Source organism: Vibrio vulnificus NBRC 15645 = ATCC 27562, assembly GCF_002224265.1.
In the GTDB taxonomy this organism is placed as follows: Bacteria; Pseudomonadota; Gammaproteobacteria; order Enterobacterales; family Vibrionaceae; genus Vibrio; species Vibrio vulnificus.
In genome coordinates, this window is sequence record NZ_CP012882.1 from 347,483 (window position 1) to 366,598 (window position 19,116).

Genomic DNA, 19,116 nt, shown 5'->3' on the forward strand with positions numbered 1-19,116 from the left:
TTTGGTTTGGAGGTAATTACCTGTTTAATATCAGTCCTTAGACCTCAAATTAAAAGGAATACTTTCCAACGAAACTCGTCTTAACTAGAACGATCGGTTATATATCTTTTCTGAGCTCAGTACCCGCCTCAATCACACCTTTTATAACCCCATCAGGATGTACTTACTTTCCATGTAATCATCCATGCCAAGGAATGAACCTTCTCTCCCTAAGCCCGATTCTTTCACGCCACCAAACGGCGCAACCGTGGTGGAAATCAATCCTTCATTGATACCGACAATGCCCGCTTCAAGCGCTTCCGACACGCGCCAAGCTCGTGAGAGTGATTGTGTATAGAAGTACGCGGCAAGGCCAAAATCGGTGTTGTTGGCACGCTCCAGCACTTCCTCTTCGCTATCAAAGACAAATAGTGGCGCCATTGGGCCAAAGGTTTCTTCCTGCGCCACCAGCATCTCATCCGTCACGCCACTGAGCACCAAAGGCTGCACAAGTCGACTGCCTGCCGTGGGTAGTTGACCACATTCAATTTGCGCCCCTTTGCTTTGGGCGTCTTCGACGTGTTGCACCACCTTAGCGACTGCGGCATCGTTGATTAACGGGCCAATATGCACGCCTTGGTCAAAGCCGTTGCCCACTTTAAGCGCCGAGACTTTCGCCACCAGTTTTTGACAAAATTCAGAATAAACCGAGCGCTGAACATAAAGGCGGTTTGCACAGACGCAAGTTTGCCCAGCATTGCGGAATTTGGCGATCATTGCCCCTTCAACGGCGGCATCCAAATCGGCATCTTCAAAGACGATAAACGGGGCATTGCCACCCAGTTCAAGAGAGAGCTTTTTGATGTTGTCTGCCGATTGACGCATCAGCAGTTTTCCTACCGGCGTTGAGCCCGTGAACGATAATTTACGAACGCGCTTGTTACTCGTTAGTTCGCCACCAATCGCGACCGCATCGCCGGTGATCACGTTAAATACCCCAGCAGGAAAACCCGCTTTTTCTGCCAGCACAGCCAGTGCAAGTGCGGTGAAAGGTGTATCCGGCGCGGGTTTTAAAATCACCGGGCAACCTGCTGCAAACGCTGGGCCGCATTTGCGGGTGATCATCGCCGCGGGGAAGTTCCAAGGCGTAATCGCAGCCACCACGCCGATCGGCTCTTTGGTCACCAAAATCTTGGCGTTTGCTTTATGGCTCGGCACGAGCGTGCCATAGGCTCTGCGTGCCTCTTCGGCAAACCATTCAATAAAACTGGCGGCATAAAGCACTTCTCCCTTCGCTTCTGCCAATGGCTTACCTTGTTCTAACGTCATGATGTGGGCCAACTCATCGCTGTGTTCTAGGATCAACTGATGCCAACGATGCAGTAGATTGGCCCGTTCTTGTGCCGTGAGTGCTTTAAACTGCTGAAACGCTTTGTCTGCACCCGCGATCACCTCTTGGGTCTCCTTTTCCCCCATATTCGGCACCGTACCAATCACTTCGTCGTTAAAAGGATTGGTAATGGTCATGGTTTGCGGCGCGCTGCGCCATTCACCGAGCAGATAACATTGCTGCCTGAATAATGAATTCATACTGGATTCCTATTGAGCGTGGGAATGCCGTACACCTGCACGGCATTCAGTGTCGATGCCCCAATTATAGAGGGCCTAAGCGAAGATACTATACGCCGAATCGTCACTATTTGTAGTGTCACAAGCTCCTTACCTAAGATTCACGCACTCACCCAACCATTGCCGCCTAAACTGTGTGCTATCACAAACTTCAATCAAGTAATTGAAGTAACACTTTCCGCTCTGTTGCTTTTTTAGACGCCCATATCCAATAGTGAAAGAAGACGGGAACAACGCGATAGATAAGGAGCCCTTGATGGCTGATATTCAGATCCCCAAATCCCTGCATGAAGTCTTTGGCGAAAAGCAATCAGCCTTGGAGATAGCCTGCGTGTTTGCCTTTGCTTTTGTCGGTACTGCCATCGTGTATTGGCACTTATACTTGCCGATGAATGCGGAGTTAAACTGGAAAGTAGCACTTGGCTTCGTGCTGATTGCCGACGTTTTGGCCGGTTGTGTGGCCAACTTCACCAAAGGCACCAACCAATATTACGCCGCTCGCCCGAGTAGCCGATTCACCTTCATCGCTATTCATTTTCATATCATCGCGATTGCGTGGTTGCTTGGAGGCTCACTACTGAGCGCTTGGATTATTTGGGGGAACACCATTGCTGCCGCGATGGTTATCAACTCGCTCAAAGGCCATAAGTTTCAATTATTTATTGCAGCAAACCTGTTGTGCTACGGATTATTGCTCTTACTGATTCTGCCATTAGAACCTTGGCTTTTGGCTTGTTCGCTGTTTTTCATGACCAAAGTGATGTTCAGCTTCGCCGTTGATCACTACGCTAACGCAGAATAAACCTTGCACTTGAAATTTGGATTGGGCTGCGCACCACTGCTCTCGCAGCCCTTTCGCGATCATACCAACCGCGAAAAATATCAGTCACGGAAAGTATCAATCGCTAAAATACAAACCGCTAAATTTTAAACCTTCCCAGCAGGGTATCTAACTGTTCGCATTGTTCATCGAGCCCCTCACAGGCTTGTTGCACCTGCGCCACCATACTGACCATCTGTTTTGAACTGTCAGCAATGTTCTGCACATTCAGGTTTATGTCGGCGCTGACGGCGCTTTGCTGAGTCGCTGCAGAGGCAATCTGACTGTTCATGTCGTTCATATGCACAATGGAAGCCCCAATTTGGCCTAATGAATCGGTCGCGTTGCTCGCTCGATGTAGCGTTTCTTCACGGCTATTGGCGCTGCGTGACATCACCACGACCGCCTCCTGAGCGCCTTGCTGCAAGCGTTCTATCATCGCTTGTATTTCACCCGTACTGTCAGAAGTTCGACTGGCAAGAGAGCGCACTTCATCCGCGACTACCGCAAAACCTCGCCCTTGCTCTCCCGCCCGCGCCGCTTCGATCGCCGCGTTGAGTGCCAACAGATTGGTTTGGTCGGCAATGCCACGAATCACATCAAGCACCGAAGCGATGTTACTTACCTGGGAGTCCAGTCGGTGAATCACTTGCGTCGCACTTTCAATTTCATCCGACAAATGCTCGATCGATTCCACCGTTTGTTGCACCGTGTGCTGAGCTTGCTCTACCTGCTCACTCGCAAGGGAGCTCGACTGCGCCGCTTCACCTGCGCTATCACTCACGGATTGACTGGTCGCCTGCATTTCATTCACTGCAGCAGCCACGGTGTGGCTTTCTTGTTGCTGCCCATGAGAAAACTGGCTGATTTGCTGTGTCGATTGCAAAATCAAATGCATGTCACTGCGCACGCTTTGCGTTGCCGCCACCACCTCTCCAATGGTGTTGTGAATGCGGCTGGTAAATTGGTTAAAGGAGTGCGCGAGCTCGCCCAACTCATCGTGGCTGCTAATGTCGATACGGCGAGAAAGATCCCCTTCCCCCTCGGCAATATCGCGCATCGCCACCTGAATTTGACACATCGGCTTCATCACAAAACGCTGAATCACCCAGTAGGCAAACGACACGCTGATCACCACCGCCGCCAGACCAATGAGGATCACGTTGTCGACAAAGTTCTGGCGTTCAACATATTGCTGATTGAGCAACATCAACTCATCATCAATGGCATTACTCAGGGTTTTGAGTTGAGCACGCATCAGCACAAACTCATCGTGAATGTTTTGCTGATTGTTGGCGTAATAATGCTCCGCTAAATCAGGCTGATTAAATATCGGTTCATACAATCCGATCCAACTCTGCGTTATTTTCACCAACCTATTAAGCTCCCCTTGCATTGCGCGAGGAATGAGCTGCGCATCAATTAATTGCTGTACTTTCTTCATTCGCGGAATGGCTTTGTAGGCATTTTCTTTAAATTCCCCGAGATGGTAGTTCTTTTCATCCTGCGATGAAGCCAGCAGCCAACCTTGCACCGCATTGCTCGACTGGTATAAGTCTCGATAGGCATCTTCTAAGCTCATCACCACCGGATACATACCGTTATTAATATCGTCGGCTATTTTGGCTTGTTTCTCGGATAAGGAATAATTAATAAATGAGACGACTAAAAACGTCAGTAAAATAATGCCAACGGGAATCGTCAGCTTGTGTTGAATTTTCATATCATTACCTAATTACTGTTTAGGCATATTGTCTGGAAAAGCCATTTTCCATTCTATGACTGATATAAAAGTTTAATTTCTGCTCAATTTATATTTGAGTCAGGAGTGACTCAAACTCATAAAATAAATTGATACTGCTATGACACAACAGAAACGCTTGCGCTTTTCATCGCCTCTCACTATAAACAGGTATCCCCTTCGCTTAGGTATTCGCATGCATCTCGCCCTGTTTGATTTCGATGGCACCATCACTCATGAAGATATGTTTTCGCTCTTTTTGAAACACTCTGCGTCTCCCAAGCGAAAATGGCTAGGTCGGCTCGCGATCATGCCGTTTTATGCCCTGTACAAACTCAAGCTGTTGCCCGCACATGTGATGCGCCCGATTGCCAGTTGGGTGGCTTTTCGTGGCCGTAATGCCCACCAACTGCGCCAACTGGGAGAGCATTTTTCAGCGGAGGTGATTCCTCATTACCTCCGAGTGGAAGCGATGGAAAAACTGGCGTGGCACCAAGCCAAAGGCGACCGTATTATCTTGGTTTCTGCCTCACTCGACCTTTACCTTGCGCCTTGGTGTAAAACCCAAGGTATTGAACTGCTTTGCAGCGAAATGAAAATCCACCACGGCACGTTAACTGGCACCTACCTCAATGGCGATTGCAGCAAAACGCGCAAAGTAGCCAGAATCCAAGCGCACTGCGATATCAACCAATACCCGCGCATTTATGCCTATGGCGATACCGATGAAGATCGCCCAATGCTGGCGTTGGCAGACGAAGCGTATTTTCAATGGGAAAGAGTTGCGCCGGAGGGGTGAATGATGTGGTGAGTCGAAATAATGTTCAACTTAGTCTAAGCAAAATCGAACCAGCTAGCATTCGATATGCGTAGTATACGATTAGTTAGTAGAGTGATATTTATCACCACTGATTGCGGCATCAAAAATAGATTCAAGAAATGATGTGTTACCCAAAAAGCCTTGTATGTTGGCCTCAACCCACTCTTCTTTTGATATCTCTGGCCAATTAATATCATAGCCAGCAATAAAAACCAGTTCTTCGAAAAAGAAACGGGTTGCCCGACCATTGCCTTCTCGGAATGGGTGAATAACATTAATTTCACAAAAGATATCAGCGATAAGCCGTACAGCTGAAATGCGATCCTTGCAATGCCTTAACTGAGGAATACGTCCCAACTCTTTTACAAGACTACGCTCTATAAAAACACAATGAGCAAAACGAGAACTACCTTTACTTATATCAACATCTCGAAACTCTCCAGCCCACCCATATACATCCTGAAAAAGAACCCAATGAAGGTGTTTAAAATGAGTGATATCCATTTCTTCCAGTGTTAACACTGAACTCGAATATTCGATATACCTAAGTTCAGAAAATGCAACTTCTGCTTTGTCTAAATCGTCGCTATCACGGATATCAAGCAAGTTAACAAGAGTGTTGGAATCTGGATAGCAATAATGATCCTGCTCTGCGCCGTACTTATCTCGCATACTGCCGCTTTAGTGCCTCCAATGTTTTTTGCTTACCGCTTGAAGTAAGACCTTCATAAGACGCACTAACTTTAAAGTTTCTCGCTTTAGGTACAAAACGACGCTCGGTATCTGTTGTACTCTCTTCTTTCTTATCATTTTTCATCGCGATACTCTAACAACATGTCTAATGTCGTCATTTTAGCTTTCAAACCTATAACTAGCAAATTCAGCAGCGCAATGCCATTTATAAGCTCAACTCTAGTAAGGCATAGACAATCGCAAATCATCGCAGCTTAAACGAGATTCTCTTAGCCAAAAGGAGGCCGCAGCCTCCTCAGTGTTGAAGCATAACAATGGCTTAACGCCAAACGCCCCACTCGCCAGTCGTCCCCGGCTCTTCACCCGTAGTCCACCATTGCGCAGTCCATTCTCGGCCATTGTGGCTAACCACATCACCCGCGACATACACTTTATCTTTGCTCCAACCGTTGGTAGGTAACGTTGGAGGCGTGGTATCCGCTTTGATCAACGAAAGCGCGTAGCTAAAGTTAGCGCTAGGTGCATGCACTTGGTTAGCAAACAGATTGCTGCTGTCGTACATGTAGTGGTTCATCTCTTGGTGCCAAATGCCGATGTACCAATCTTTATGTTGTTGGCCATTAAATTGCCCCGCCAGCTCCGCAGCCCAAGTGCCGGTGTTGTTGGCAGAAATAGCCAATGAGATGTCCACTAGCTCAGCACCAGTTGCGTCAAAGGTACGCAAGCGAACCGTATCACCGGATTCAACAGGGCCAAAACCTTGTGGTACGAAATAGCCAAGTACGCTGAGGTTGTTACCTGGTTCCGTTGGTGGATCGGTTGGGTCTGTTGGCGGCGTAGTGCCTCCACTTCTCAAGGTGATGTCACTGCAGTTATAAAAACCTTCGCCAACCACATCAATGCGCTGCCAACGAGTGTAGAGAATGGCATCGCCACTGCGATCCGCCGGGAAGGTCACTTTCATGCGGTAGCGTTTTTGTTCATCCACCACGATGTCCCCAGCTGTATCAATCAAGTCGAGATCATCCCAGGTTAACGGCAATGACGCATCGTAGCTCGGCTTAGTTAAATAAAATTCCCAGTAAGATGGGTTGTGCGGCGCTTTACCAAAGAACACCAGTTCGATTTGATTGTTGGCATCTGGTGTGATTGACGTGCGCTGCCAATAGGGTGAAGGGATGTTTAACCCGGCTTTGGCGGAATCACCCGCAGAACAAAGCTCGCCATTTGGAACGATGGCTTTGACATGCGCCATATCGCGGTAATTTGGTACGTTCGCGGCAATTTCACTGCGTTGCACAAATGGGTAAGCGCCAGAGGCATCAAACGCCGCCTGACACGCTTGGTTTGGGATCTCGTTGGTCCAAAAACCGCCATCTTCATAACAGGTATTTTGTCTGGCACTTGGGTATTCAACCCAACCATGAGCCTGAACCTGAAAGGTGCTTAACGCGGCAAGAACACTGGCGCTAGCCAGCGAAAAAGAAAGTGCTTTTTTCATCCTATTTCCTTTTGTGATTGTCACTCCCTCTACGGCATACGGGAGAGTATACCCTTCCTACTTGATGTCACCGCGGCGTTGGCTACGCTCGCTCCCCCCCTATCACATAGCCATTCTATGCTCATAAGGATTCACTCACTGGCCGCCCACCTGCAACTCCCCGTAGTTTGGGTAACAGAACCTCTAATCCCGATCTTATTCGGGTGTAATAAAGCTAGCAGGATGTCTGTTTCATCGTGTGGATAGGGCAAATTGTCGGGTGTTTTTGTCGCGAGTTTGCTACCTGCTTTCCAGACGTTTTGTAGCACGGTGATCGGTGCAACAAACATTTTCGAGTCACTTCAAATTGAGTCTGCAGGGTTTATAGAGGATTCGTTGGCAAGCCGACGGATTTGATGCATAGTGCAAAGCGGTTTTTTAAGGAAGTTATCCATGCGCAAGATACTAGTCACCGGATTTGAACCGTTTGGCGGCGAATCGCTCAATCCCTCCCTTGAACTGGTCAAGGTACTCACTCAGAAAGAGCGGACAAACATAGAAATCATTGGCTGCCAAGTGCCTGTTGTTCGTCATCAATCTATCTCGACCGTCATCGAGGCCATTGAACAACACGAGCCTGAGTTGGTGTTCATGATTGGTCAAGCTGCTGGCCGCGCAGCCATTACACCCGAGCGAGTGGCGATTAATCTGGATGACTATCGCATTGAAGACAATGCCGGTCATCAACCAGTGGACGAGCCGATCATAGCAACAGGCCCTGCGGCCTATTTTTCGACTTTGCCAGTGAAGGCGATCACCCATGCGCTGCAACAAGCGGGAATACCTTGCCAGCTCTCCCACAGTGCTGGCACATTTGTCTGCAACCATTTGTTCTATGGCATTCAGCACTACTTGCAAGCACGCCCCATTCGCAGTGGATTTATCCACATCCCTCTGTTGCCAGAGCAAGCTTCTGCTTCTAATCAACCGAGTATGAGTTTAGAGACATTGGCACGTGGCTTGGAAATGATGATCATGACCTGTCTTGAAACAGAACAAGACACCAAACTCACGGGCGGCACGATCTGTTAACGCAATAATGACAATGCAAAGGGAACAGAGTGAAATCAGTGCAGTCATATAGGCGTCTCCAAAGCAAAAGAGAATGACCCCTTTATGCATACACGCTTACTCGTTTTTGCACTACCGGTATTGGCTTCGTCGTTTACTATGGCAAACGAGGTTAACTATCACATTCGCATCAGCCCAACCTCTGAGGATCAGTTGCGCTTTAGCGCCAATACTCGCAACTTGGGCAAATTTACGGTGGAACCGCCTCGCAGCCTCACATCAGCAATGCCACCAGCGCTTTCTTGCTTACAAGATGAACGCTTCACCTCCATTCAATATGGAACCGAGGTCGAGTGCGACAGAATTGAATGGCAAACCACGGCTGAGAAAGTGCCCGATCAAGGGTTTGAACCGTCGAATCAAAACGACAGCTACTCACCGCAACAGGGGTGGTATTTCGTCTCAGAATACGACACCTTGCCTCGTATCCCGCAAGCCGACATCACCTTAGTTTGCACGCCCGACCAACACTGCTATACCTTGCCCAACCCAACACTTCCGCCACTTTTTTTAGTTTGGGGCATGGATACCGCCCTAATCCCTATCTCTGGTCAGCACGTTCGTGTCCATGTCGAGGATGCCAAGGTGATCGACGCGCAGCAACGCTGGCTGCCGACGATGCAGAAGCAGTTGTCCTATCTACACCGTGTTTTTCCTCAATCAAACATGGCGGGTTGGGAGTTGGCGTTCTTCAAACGCGACAAAAACGCTGGAAGTTTAGGTGGCGCGGCAGGCACTAACATGCTGCTAGTGAACAGCTTACTTGACCAAGGGGAACTGACCGATGAGTCGTTGCAGCTCTTGCTCAAAATTTCCGCGCACGAGTCGATTCACTATATGGATAAGCGGAAAAATTCTCTTTGGAAATCAGAAAGCTTGGCAGAGTACTACGCCCTCAAGTCTCTGATGAACACCGAGATCACTTTCGAGTCACCAGAGGCTCTGTGGCAACAATTTGCGCAGAAATACCCATTTGCTGGTACAGGGCTGTATGAGGCTGAGCACCAAGTGCTTGAGCACGGTAACCGCCAATACTATCCACTGTTTTACTTCAAGGGCGCGGCGTTTTGGTACGCGCTGGATCAGGCTCTGCAAACCCACGGATCTTCGCTGGATCAATGGCAGCAAATCGAGTTGGGACGTGAAGCCGAGTTCAACGCTAAGATCATCACCCAACTGCAAGCCATTATCGGCGAAGAGAGATGGCAAGCATTGGCTGAGAAATACCTCTAACGCTCATCTTTCGGCGAATCCATCACGACCATGGTGGTGATGGATTTTACCTGCTCGCACTCCCCCAGCACATCGGCGTGAAATTTCTTATACGCGACGAGATCTTTGGTTTCGACCCGTAACAAATACTCATTGGCACCGGTAATGTTATGGCATTCGACGACTTCATCAACGAAGCGGACGTGATCTTCAAACTCTTGCTGCGCTTTTTTGCTGTGCGATGCCAAACCAATCGACACGTAGGCAACAAAACCAATCCCCAATTGGTTGCTGTCCAATACCGCACGATACCCCTTGATAACCCCTTTTCGCTCTAGATCCTGTACGCGGCGCAAAGTGGCAGAAGGGGAAAGCCCAACTCTTTCTGACAACTCAACATTGGAAATTCGGCCATCTCGCTTGAGGGCGTGCAATATTTTTTCGTCAAATCTATCCATGGTGAAATTTTCTTGCGCACTGTTTGTTTGGTGAACAAATAAAAGCACAAAATTGCGATGATAACTACCTATGATTGTGTTGACCGGTCAGAAAACAATTATCAACGTGTAGGAGAGAAAAATGGAGCTGTCTCAGCTTAGCGCCTTGGCGCTGTTTGCCTTTGTATCAACGTTTACCCCCGGTCCCAACAACATTATGTTGATGACATCCGGCGCTAATGTCGGATTTGTTCGTACCATTCCGCACATGCTCGGTATTACGCTTGGCTTTGCGGTGATGGTGATGCTCATTGGTGTGGGTTTGATGGGGCTGTTTCACAGCTACCCACTCTCGCACCAAATTCTTAAGTACCTCAGTTTGAGCTATTTGGTTTATCTGGCGGCGAAGATTGCCTTCAGCGGCAAAGCCAGTGAGCGAAAAGATTTTAAGCCGATGAGTTTTTTGCAAGCGGCAAGTTTTCAGTGGGTGAACCCAAAAGGCTGGACCATGGCGCTGACGGCAGTCAGCGTTTACAGCACGGGGAGTCAATGGTGGGAATTGGCTTTGATCGCTGGGGTATTCATCTTGGCCAATCTGCCTTCGGTCAGCTTTTGGACCTCCGCTGGAACTCAGTTACAGCGCTGGCTCACCACGCATACCCGAGTAAGGTGCTTTAATATCAGCATGGCGTTGCTGCTATTGTTATCAACGTTACCAATGCTCAACTAGCCGTAGAAAGAGAGTGACAGAAAAAACAAAGAGCCGAATCATCGGCTCTTTGTCGGTGTGACTTAACACGGTGAAGTTAGGCGTGAAGTTAGGCGCGAACCAACGCGCCCCACAGGTCGTATTCGTCAGCGTGCTCGATAAGCACGTCCACTAACTCACCCGCTTTGAGACTGGTTTCACCGTTGAGGTAAACTAAACCATCGATTTCTGGGGCATCCGCGTAGCTGCGGCCAATCGCGCCTTCTTCGTCCACTTCATCGATGATCACTTTCATGGTGCTGCCAATGCGTTTTTGCAGCTTCGCTGCGCTGATTTCTTGTTGAACCAGCATGAAACGATCAAAACGCTCTTGCTTCACTTCTTCCGAAATCTGATCGTCAATGTCGTTTGCAGCCGCGCCTTCTACTGGCGAATATTTGAAACAGCCCACGCGATCCAATTGCGCTTCTTTTAGCCACTCTAGCAGCATCTCGAAATCTTCATCCGTCTCGCCTGGGAAACCAACGATAAAGGTTGAGCGAATCACCAACTCAGGACAGATCTCACGCCATTTTTTGATTTGATCGAGCGTGCGTTCCGCACGGCCAGGGCGCTTCATCGCTTTGAGTACGTTCGGGCTGGCGTGCTGGAATGGAATATCCAAGTAAGGCAAGATTTTTCCTTCCGCCATCAGCGGGATCAGATCATCAACGTGTGGATAGGGATAAACGTAGTGCAAGCGCACCCAAATGCCCATTTTGCCCAGCTCTTCACTCAGCGCTTTGATGTTTTGACGCACAGGTGAACCGTTAGCAAAACCAAGGCTGTGCTTGCTGTCCACACCGTAGGCACTGGTGTCTTGGCTGATCACCAATAGCTCTTTCACCCCTGCGTTTTTCAGGCGTTCGGCTTCACTGAGGATTTCTCCCACCGGGCGGCTGACCAAGTCACCACGCATCGACGGGATGATGCAGAAGGTACAACGGTGGTTGCAGCCTTCCGATATTTTTAGGTACGCATAGTGTTTTGGCGTCAGCTTCACGCCGTGATCAGGCACGAGGCTGGTAAACGGGTTGTGCTCTGGCTTTGGTGCAAACTGATGCACGTGCTCTAACACGTTTTCATACGCATGTGGACCCGTAATGCCTAAAACGCCAGGGTGCACTTCGCGAATTTCATCTTCACGCGCGCCCAAGCAACCGGTCACGATCACTTTGCCGTTCTCTTTTAGCGCTTCGCCAATGGTGTCGAGCGACTCTTGAACCGCACTATCAATAAAGCCACAAGTGTTGACGATCACCACGTCCGAATCGTGGTAGCTGTTGACGATGTCATAGCCTTCGGTGCGAAGTTGCGTCAGGATTCGTTCAGAATCAACGAGGTTTTTGGGACAACCTAATGAGACGAAACCGATTTTGTTGCCGCCGCTTGGCGTTAACTCTTGGCTCTGTTGCTCGATGGTTTTTTTGGCCGTATCCAACGTCGTGGTTTGGTTTGGCGTAAACGTTTGAACTGTCATTACTTGCTTTGCTTCCAGTGTTGATTGGTGCCAGTCATCAGTGATCGAATCGCCACTGTTTGCTGGTGAAAAATCGATAGCTAAAAGGCTTCTGTTGCTTGTTAAAAGCCGCTTAGGTATCGCGAGCGCGAATTATAACTGAGGATAAAAAATTGCATAGATCCTGCAATGTATTTTTGAGCAAAAAACAAACAATAAAAAGAGCGCTTGAGAAGATTTTTTCTCAGCGCTCCTTTGAGTAAAACTTGACGCTTTACGCGGTTTTGAATCGCTTCATCTGAGTTTCCAAATCCTGCGCCACCACCGCCAACTCTTGTGCCGATTCGGCGATGTTTTTCACCGCTTCATTGTTGTCTCGGGTGATGTTGTAGGTTTCGGTAACACTTTCGCTGACGTTGGCGGTCACCATGCTCTGCTCCTCTACCGCCGCTGCGATTTGGGTATTGGTGTCATTTAACTCTTCAATCAAGGTTTGAATATTTTCTAAGTTCGAGGTGGTCGACTGCGCTTGCTGCGCCGCCCCCGTTACGGTGTAGTGGCTTTGGTCGATGGAGTTCTTTGCCTCTTCCGCACCGTGCTGCAACGAGCCGATCATGGTTTCGATCTGTGCGGTGGCTTCTTGTGTGCGTTTTGCCAATGAGCGCACTTCATCCGCCACCACGGCAAAACCGCGGCCTTGCTCACCCGCTCTGGCCGCTTCAATCGCGGCATTGAGCGCCAACAAGTTGGTCTGCTCTGCCACACCATGAATGACTTCCAGAATAGAGCCAATATCCATCGACTCTTGATACAAATCGCCAATCTGTTTCGAGCTGCCTGCCATTTCGTGCTCGGCTTTTTCGATCGCGTCTAAGGTTTTGTGCACCTCGTCCAGCCCCTGACTGACATTGTGAGTCGCACGTTGGGCAAAGCTGGCTGAATCTGTCGCACTTTGCGCAATCTCGGTGGTGCTGGTGGAGAGCTGTTGCACCGAGGCGGAAATCTGTTCCATTTCACTGTTGAGGGCATTTGATGAGTGACTGGTGGTGTTGGTAATGGCACTCAGCTCTTCTGACATCTGGGCCACTTTATAACAAGAGAGATTCACCTTATCGACAATGTCTCGCAGTGAGAGAATGGTTTCACGCATGTTGGCCAACAACTCGCCGATTTCATCTTTCCCTTCCACCAAGACCTCAATCGATAAGTTCCCTTTCGATAATTCGGTGGAAATGCGTTTCACCTTACGGATACCCTTGCCAATTGAGCTGGCCACGGTGTAGGCACACGCAATGCCAATGACCACCGCTGCCACCGCGAGTCCCAAAATGACTTCAATGGTTTGCTTTTTCTTTTCTTGCAATTCAGCGGTTAACTGCGTTTGTTCTTCTATCGAAAGCAGTTTTAATGCTTCGAGATCGGATGACAACAATTCTCCATACTCAGCCAACTTCTTCCGATGGCCATTTTGTTGGTTTTTCAACATCACCGTGTGATCAAACGCTTTGATGAAGAGCGCTCTTTGCTGCACAAACGCTTGCAGCAAGGCTTTTTGCTCTTCACTTTCAATCACAGTGCGAAACTGCTCTTCTAGTTGCGGCAAGGTTTCGGACAATGTCACTCGAACTTGCTGGAAGCTTTCCTCATTCTCTTTATGCACATAATTAAGCACCGCCAAATTCGCCAAGAGAAAGTTTTCCATCAGCAGCGCGGCGTAATACTCAACCTCTGGCTTGAGTGAGCGATGCGCATTGTCCAAGATCGCTTCGAGATCGTGTAACGCTTGCTTCTCGACCTTCACCATATCTTGATAGATCGCCTTGTCGACTTGCTCAACATTTTGCTTCAACTGCCCAAAGGTGTGATCGAAATGCTTCACCTCAGCCAGGGCTTTGTCTAAGTAGGCGCGATGCTTGTCATCGTCAGTGCGTGCAATATCGTCTTGAATCATCTTGGTGATTTTTTGCACACGCTGCTGGTAGGTACTGAGGTGGGAGTTTTCTAAATTGGCCAGATACTTATCAGCACTGAGCCTGACTTTTAAGAAGTTGGCTTGAATTTCACCCGCTAAGGTGGTTTCTCCCGCCAGTTCACCGTAATGACGGAAGTTACTCGCCGTATTGACCATCCCTTGATAACTCACGTAAGAGGCAACGATAAAAAACAGTAGGCAGATGGCAAAGCCGAGGCGGATTTTGTTGGCGATGGTCAAGGTCATTGAGAGTGCATCCTTTGCAAACAGTCCTATAAGGACTATAGACCACCAGAACCGTTTCATCGCCTGAGCTGACAAAAAATAGGGAGCCCTTGAGCTCCCTAGTGTGAAATGCCTAATCACTTGATTTTAGACCAGCTTGTAGAACAGGGTCGACAGGGGTGGTAGGCGCAACACAATTGACTGAGCCAAATCTTCACTGACCACCGCTTCGCTCTTGGCCTCCACCACAACCTCGTAGCCACTGCCCGCGTATTTGCTGTCGTCGGTGTTGAGCAGCAATTGGTAGCGGCCTTTGTTTGGCACACCTAAGCGGAATTCATCACGTGGCACTGGGGTAAAGTTACTCACCACCAAGATGCGCTCGCCTGCTTCACTGATGCGCTCGTGCGCAATAATGCTCTGCTCGGCGGCATCTTGTAAACGCCACTCAAAACCGGCTGGAATGCAATCTTGATCGTGCAACGCCGCTTGGTTGCGATACAAGTGGTTGAGGTCACGCGTCAAGGCTTGCACGCCTTGATGACGGGGGAAATCAAGCAAGAACCATTGCAGTTGGTCATCGTGATTCCACTCCGCCGTTTGGCCGATCTCTGCGCCCATAAAGTTGAGTTTTTTACCCGGTTGACCATACATGTAACCAAAATACGCACGTAAGTTGGCGGTTTGCTGCCACTCATCACCTGGCATCTTGTTGTGAATAGAACCTTTGCCGTACACCACTTCATCGTGGGAAAGCGACAAGACGTAGTTCTCACTGTGAGCGTAAACGAGCGGGAACGTGAGGGTATTGTGGTGGTATTTGCGATGAACAGGCTCTTCTTTGATGTAAGAAAGGCTATCGTGCATCCACCCCATATTCCACTTAAAGCCAAAGCCCAAACCACCCATAAAGGTTGGTGCGGACACGCCTGGGAAAGCGGTCGACTCTTCCGCTATCGTCATCGCATTCGGGAAGTATTTGTACACTTCCTCATTCATCCATTTTAGTGTGGCAATCGCATCGTAGTTTTCGTTGCCGCCATCCATATTTGGGATCCACTGGCCATGGCTGCGTGAGTAATCGAGATACAGCATCGACGCCACCGCATCCACCCGAATGCCATCGATATGGAACTGCTCAAACCAATACAGTGCGTTAGAAACCAAGAAACGGCGTACTTGCTCGCGGCCAAGATCGTAGATAAACGAGTTCCAGTCTTGGTGCCAACCACGGCGTGGGTCTGGGTCGTGGAACAATGGCGTACCATCAAAATTGGCCAAGCCATGATCGTCCGATGGGAAGTGCGCAGGCACCCAATCCAGTACCACACCAATGCCAGCTTGGTGACAGGCATCGACGAAGAATTTGAAATCATCGGGTGATCCATAGCGGCTGGTTGGCGCAAAGAGACCCACAGGCTGATAACCCCAAGAGCCGTAGAACGGGTGCTCAGAGACCGGCATCAGCTCAACATGGGTGTAGCCCATATCCACTAGATATGGCACCAACTCGGCGGCCAGTTCGCGATAATTCAGGAACTCACGTTGCTCGTTGCGCTTCCAAGAACCGGCATGCAACTCGTAGAAAGAGAGCGCTTCTTTGCGTTTCTCGGTCACTGGGCGAGTTTGCCATTGGTCGTCTTGCCACTGGTAGCGGGCGTGATCGTACGTGACGGAAGCAAAAGACGGGTATTGCTCTGCATAGAAACCCCAAGGATCGGCTTTGTGTGGTAAGCCTTCCCCCTTCGGCCCCTTCATTTCGAATTTGTAGCTCACCCCTTCGGTTAAAGCGGGAATAAACAAGCCCCAAATGCCGTAATCAAGGCGCTGCATTGGATGACGTCGGCCATCCCAATCATTGAAACAGCCCACAAGACTCACTGCGGTCGCATGCGGTGCGTACACCAAGAAACGGATGCCTGAGATTGATTTGCCATCTCGCTCAAGCGTCATGAACTGTGAGCCCATGTGTTGATACATGGTTTTCGGGGTGTGGAGATCGTCATACTCGGCGTAGATACCGTGGTATTGGTATGGGTCATCGACAAGTTGTTCGACGCCATTCCAATCGATCGCCAATTGATAATGGGTAAGATGCAGATTGAGATCGGCTTTGAGAATGAAGGCGCTCTCTTTTTCTCGCTCAAGCGCAATACGTGGCTGGCCTTCTAATACCAATGCCACCCCCGTTGCACCCGGCATCCAGACTCGCAGTGCCCCTTGTGTTGGGTCAATAAATGGACCTAAAAATGCAAACGGTTCTGAACAAGCGGCTTGAGACAGTTTCTCAAACATCTGATTCACTTTACTTTTTACTAATTTTTTCAAACCTTTTTTCCCTCGCCAAACAGCCAACGTTGTGAACACAATCCTAATTCACGACCGCGTACTTATTCTTGTTCATCCACAAGGTACGCAAATAATAAAAATGCCCGCTATTGGTGCGGGCATAATAACGGTACCTCATTCTACCATTTTACTGGTAAACAGAGAGTGACCCAGGCTGTAGTTTCTGTCTGTAAATCAAGTCATTACATATGGGTCATCTCATTGAGTTCACTCTTATTTGCTCGCTTGTGCGCGCACTTCCGTTAGACGACGAGCAATACGATTCACATCTTCGCGACTGAAAATCTCTTCAAGGTTCATCGACAATTTACGACGCCAGTTCGGGTACTCATCGACCGTGCCCGGGATGTTGACTGGGTTGTCCATTTGCAACCAGTCTTCAAGCTGAACACTGAGCAGCGCGGAAGAGCCCGCTGCTACATGCAACTGCAATGCTTCACTTAAGTGCGCATCCATTGGCACGTATTGCGCATCGTGGCCAATGCCTTCTGGCAAGTAACCATGCCAACGCACGCTATCCAGAATGCCTTGTTTGCATTTTAGGCGATCGTCGAACAAGCCATTGAGCTGTTCTTCGTTTGGATAGAGGCCAATTTCGCGACCCATTTTGAGGTCATCACAATGCCAGAAGCCGCGTAGCGTTGGCATATCGTGGGTACACAAGGCCGCCATTGACTGATCGGCATAGTGTTTTGGCGAAATGAAACCACCATCTTCTTTTGACGTTTCGAAGAAGAACACTTTGTACGAGTGCACGCCCGCATCACGCAGAATATCAACGATTTCATCTGGCACCGTACCCAAGTCTTCGCCGATCACGCTGCACTGATGACGGTGAGATTCCAACGCCAAAATCGCTAGCATGTCTTCGACTGGGTAGTAGAGGTACGCCCCTTCTGTCGCTTTTTCGCCTTTTGGAATCCACCATAGGCGAAGAAGGCCAAGTACGTGGTCAATACGCAGTGCGCCACAATGTTTCATGTTGGCACGCAGCAGTTTGATGTACGCGTCATAACCGGTGGCTTGCAGCACTTCAGGGTTGAGTGGTGGCAGACCCCAGTTTTGGCCCAGTGGACCAAGGATATCCGGTGGAGCACCGATGCTGGCATCCAGTACTAGGTTGCCGTTATCTGCCCATGTTTCGCTACCAGAATCAGCCACACCGACCGCAAGGTCACGGTAGAGACCAACGGACATGCCTTTCTCTTCAGCCAGCGCTTGCGCTTCTTTGATCTGGCCGTCGGCAATCCACTGTAAGTACATGTAAAGGTGTACTTTTTCTTGGTTGTCTTTGATGAATTTCTGCGTCGCTGCCGAATCAAAGCGGCGGTATTGCTCAGGGAAAACCGGCCAGCCCCACACGTTTGAATCTTGCGCGTGCAGATCTGCGTGCAATGCATCGAATGCCGCTTGGTGCACCAGGCTGTCACCGCCTTCTTCCACAAACTCTAGGAACTCGCGAGCACGATCGCTGTTTTTGTCGAGATGGCGAGTTTTGAACTCAGCAAACAGCAGTGGCAATACGCTCATTTTCAGCTCTGCCACTTCGGTGTAGTTCACCCAATGTGATTCGCGCGCTTTTTGCAGACGCTGCTGGAATTCGGCACTGCCGACTTTCTGTTGTGCCAGTGCACTAAGCGCAAACTCAGGCACAGAGCTCACATCGATATAAAGAATGTTCAACCAACGGCGAGACGATGGGCTGTATGGGCTAGCGCCTTCTGGGTTGGCAGGGAATAGCGAGTGGATCGGGTTCAGACCGATGAAATCACCACCGCGAGAGGCGATGTCACTCACCAACAATTTAAGATCGCCAAAATCACCGATACCCCAGTTGTGCTGGGTGCGTAGGGTGTAAAGCTGAATACTTGGGCCCCAGAGTTTTTTGTTCAGCTCTAGAGAATCTTGTTTGAAACAAGCGCGTGGCGTGATAATCAACGCCATTTCATACGGTGCTTTACGACGCTTACGGCTCACGTATAGTTTGTGATAACCCCAAGCCAAATCTTTTGGCAGGGCAAACACTAGAGGGCCACCCTCGGCACGTTCATCGCGAACAATCTGTGACTGAAGATAGCCTTCCAGTACCTCTCCTTGTTCTGTTTCTAAACGCCAGTTGAACTCGCTTTCACGCGCACTGGTGCCAAGATTCAGTTCCACTTCCACCGGATCGCCATCACGCAATACCAATACTGGCGCTAATACGTCTTTCTTGTGTTTTTTCTCAGCTGAAGCCAGTAGTTTTTCATCGCTGCTAGTGTCATAGCCAAGAGAGTTGAGCAGGCGGCGTAGCGTTTCTTCGGAGACCAATGCTTCGTCTCCCCAAGCGCTGACATAGCTGTCAGCTAATCGTGCCATTTCTGCGACTTTCTTTAATGCTGTTTGTTCTTTCATCGCTCTCTCCGAAGGTACTTCTGAAAA

General features: G+C 49.3%; 15 protein-coding genes. 5 read left to right on the forward strand and 10 right to left on the reverse strand.

Features of this window, described 5'->3' with window-relative positions; all coding sequences use genetic code 11:
- Window positions 1-141: 141 nt before the first annotated feature.
- Window positions 142-1,569, reverse strand: coding sequence for an NAD-dependent succinate-semialdehyde dehydrogenase (locus AOT11_RS17255; RefSeq protein WP_017421751.1), 1,428 nt, complete (start codon window positions 1,567-1,569; stop codon window positions 142-144).
- A gap of 295 nt (window positions 1,570-1,864) precedes the next feature.
- On the opposite strand from AOT11_RS17255, the gene AOT11_RS17260 reads away from it, so the two are divergent.
- Window positions 1,865-2,410, forward strand: a complete 546-nt coding sequence (locus AOT11_RS17260) for a hypothetical protein (RefSeq protein ID WP_017421750.1) — start codon at window positions 1,865-1,867, stop codon at window positions 2,408-2,410.
- A 118-nt stretch (window positions 2,411-2,528) separates the two neighbouring features.
- Here AOT11_RS17260 and AOT11_RS17265 read toward each other — a convergent pair whose 3' ends face one another.
- Window positions 2,529-4,151, reverse strand: a complete 1,623-nt coding sequence (locus AOT11_RS17265; RefSeq protein WP_017421749.1) for a methyl-accepting chemotaxis protein — start codon at window positions 4,149-4,151, stop codon at window positions 2,529-2,531.
- 214 nt (window positions 4,152-4,365) lie between these two features.
- On the opposite strand from AOT11_RS17265, the gene AOT11_RS17270 reads away from it, so the two are divergent.
- The gene (locus AOT11_RS17270; protein WP_026050593.1) at window positions 4,366-4,968 is read left to right on the forward strand and encodes an HAD family hydrolase; all 603 of its coding nucleotides are present in this window, start codon (window positions 4,366-4,368) and stop codon (window positions 4,966-4,968) included.
- An 81-nt stretch (window positions 4,969-5,049) separates the two neighbouring features.
- On the opposite strand, the gene AOT11_RS17275 is transcribed toward AOT11_RS17270, so the two are convergent.
- The 3 genes from AOT11_RS17275 to AOT11_RS17280 form a co-directional block, all read right to left on the reverse strand.
- Entirely contained in the window at window positions 5,050-5,661 is a 612-nt protein-coding gene (locus AOT11_RS17275; protein WP_017421747.1) for a Fic/DOC family protein, read from the reverse strand.
- Window positions 5,651-5,806: a hypothetical protein gene (locus AOT11_RS23630; RefSeq protein ID WP_017421746.1), complete on the reverse strand. Its 156-nt coding sequence runs from the start codon at window positions 5,804-5,806 to the stop codon at window positions 5,651-5,653. The genes AOT11_RS17275 and AOT11_RS23630 overlap by 11 nt, the downstream gene beginning before the upstream one ends.
- 195 nt (window positions 5,807-6,001) lie before the next feature.
- The gene (locus AOT11_RS17280) at window positions 6,002-7,183 is read right to left on the reverse strand and encodes a lytic polysaccharide monooxygenase (RefSeq protein ID WP_026050594.1); all 1,182 of its coding nucleotides are present in this window, start codon (window positions 7,181-7,183) and stop codon (window positions 6,002-6,004) included.
- Between the two features lie 432 nt (window positions 7,184-7,615).
- Between AOT11_RS17280 and pcp the strand changes: the two genes are divergently transcribed.
- Together pcp and AOT11_RS17290 are read left to right on the forward strand one after the other, a co-directional pair.
- The gene (gene pcp / locus AOT11_RS17285) at window positions 7,616-8,254 is read left to right on the forward strand and encodes a pyroglutamyl-peptidase I (RefSeq protein WP_017421744.1); all 639 of its coding nucleotides are present in this window, start codon (window positions 7,616-7,618) and stop codon (window positions 8,252-8,254) included.
- An 84-nt stretch (window positions 8,255-8,338) separates the two neighbouring features.
- Window positions 8,339-9,526 carry a hypothetical protein gene (locus AOT11_RS17290; protein WP_017421743.1) on the forward strand — a complete coding sequence of 396 codons (1,188 nt, stop codon included), beginning with the start codon at window positions 8,339-8,341 and terminating at the stop codon, window positions 9,524-9,526.
- On the opposite strand, the gene AOT11_RS17295 is transcribed toward AOT11_RS17290, so the two are convergent.
- Entirely contained in the window at window positions 9,523-9,963 is a 441-nt protein-coding gene (locus AOT11_RS17295; RefSeq protein ID WP_026050595.1) for an Lrp/AsnC family transcriptional regulator, read from the reverse strand. The genes AOT11_RS17290 and AOT11_RS17295 overlap by 4 nt on opposite strands.
- A 121-nt stretch (window positions 9,964-10,084) precedes the next feature.
- On the opposite strand from AOT11_RS17295, the gene AOT11_RS17300 reads away from it, so the two are divergent.
- Complete coding sequence (locus AOT11_RS17300; RefSeq protein ID WP_017421741.1) at window positions 10,085-10,672, forward strand: LysE family translocator; 588 nt, start codon at window positions 10,085-10,087, stop codon at window positions 10,670-10,672.
- 88 nt (window positions 10,673-10,760) lie between these two features.
- Here AOT11_RS17300 and rimO read toward each other — a convergent pair whose 3' ends face one another.
- The 4 genes from rimO to malQ all read right to left on the reverse strand — a co-directional run bounded on the left by rimO (window position 10,761) and on the right by malQ (window position 19,089).
- On the reverse strand, window positions 10,761-12,170 hold the full coding sequence (gene rimO / locus AOT11_RS17305; RefSeq protein WP_017421740.1) for a 30S ribosomal protein S12 methylthiotransferase RimO: 1,410 nt from the start codon (window positions 12,168-12,170) through the stop codon (window positions 10,761-10,763).
- A gap of 253 nt (window positions 12,171-12,423) precedes the next feature.
- Complete coding sequence (locus AOT11_RS17310; RefSeq protein ID WP_026050596.1) at window positions 12,424-14,367, reverse strand: methyl-accepting chemotaxis protein; 1,944 nt, start codon at window positions 14,365-14,367, stop codon at window positions 12,424-12,426.
- A gap of 126 nt (window positions 14,368-14,493) precedes the next feature.
- Window positions 14,494-16,641 (reverse strand): 1,4-alpha-glucan branching protein GlgB, encoded by a 2,148-nt coding sequence (gene glgB / locus AOT11_RS17315; RefSeq protein ID WP_223848391.1) that lies wholly within the window; start codon window positions 16,639-16,641, stop codon window positions 14,494-14,496.
- A gap of 267 nt (window positions 16,642-16,908) precedes the next feature.
- Complete coding sequence (gene malQ, locus AOT11_RS17320) at window positions 16,909-19,089, reverse strand: 4-alpha-glucanotransferase (RefSeq protein ID WP_017421737.1); 2,181 nt, start codon at window positions 19,087-19,089, stop codon at window positions 16,909-16,911.
- Window positions 19,090-19,116: the final 27 nt, after the last annotated feature.

What these genes read in the sequence shown, in the direction of transcription:
- AOT11_RS17260 (WP_017421750.1), top strand. Translation starts at nt 1,865, where the DNA reads ATGGCTGATATTCAGATCCCCAAATCCCTGCATGAAGTCTTTGGCGAA.
- rimO (WP_017421740.1), bottom strand. Translation starts at nt 12,170, where the DNA reads ATGACAGTTCAAACGTTTACGCCAAACCAAACCACGACGTTGGATACG.
- AOT11_RS17270 (WP_026050593.1), top strand. Translation starts at nt 4,366, where the DNA reads ATGCATCTCGCCCTGTTTGATTTCGATGGCACCATCACTCATGAAGAT.
- glgB (WP_223848391.1), bottom strand. Translation starts at nt 16,641, where the DNA reads ATGTTTGAGAAACTGTCTCAAGCCGCTTGTTCAGAACCGTTTGCATTT.
- pcp (WP_017421744.1), top strand. Translation starts at nt 7,616, where the DNA reads ATGCGCAAGATACTAGTCACCGGATTTGAACCGTTTGGCGGCGAATCG.
- AOT11_RS17295 (WP_026050595.1), bottom strand. Translation starts at nt 9,963, where the DNA reads ATGGATAGATTTGACGAAAAAATATTGCACGCCCTCAAGCGAGATGGC.
- AOT11_RS17275 (WP_017421747.1), bottom strand. Translation starts at nt 5,661, where the DNA reads ATGCGAGATAAGTACGGCGCAGAGCAGGATCATTATTGCTATCCAGAT.
- AOT11_RS17300 (WP_017421741.1), top strand. Translation starts at nt 10,085, where the DNA reads ATGGAGCTGTCTCAGCTTAGCGCCTTGGCGCTGTTTGCCTTTGTATCA.
- AOT11_RS17280 (WP_026050594.1), bottom strand. Translation starts at nt 7,183, where the DNA reads ATGAAAAAAGCACTTTCTTTTTCGCTGGCTAGCGCCAGTGTTCTTGCC.
- AOT11_RS17255 (WP_017421751.1), bottom strand. Translation starts at nt 1,569, where the DNA reads ATGAATTCATTATTCAGGCAGCAATGTTATCTGCTCGGTGAATGGCGC.
- AOT11_RS17310 (WP_026050596.1), bottom strand. Translation starts at nt 14,367, where the DNA reads ATGACCTTGACCATCGCCAACAAAATCCGCCTCGGCTTTGCCATCTGC.
- AOT11_RS23630 (WP_017421746.1), bottom strand. Translation starts at nt 5,806, where the DNA reads ATGAAAAATGATAAGAAAGAAGAGAGTACAACAGATACCGAGCGTCGT.
- AOT11_RS17290 (WP_017421743.1), top strand. Translation starts at nt 8,339, where the DNA reads ATGCATACACGCTTACTCGTTTTTGCACTACCGGTATTGGCTTCGTCG.
- malQ (WP_017421737.1), bottom strand. Translation starts at nt 19,089, where the DNA reads ATGAAAGAACAAACAGCATTAAAGAAAGTCGCAGAAATGGCACGATTA.
- AOT11_RS17265 (WP_017421749.1), bottom strand. Translation starts at nt 4,151, where the DNA reads ATGAAAATTCAACACAAGCTGACGATTCCCGTTGGCATTATTTTACTG.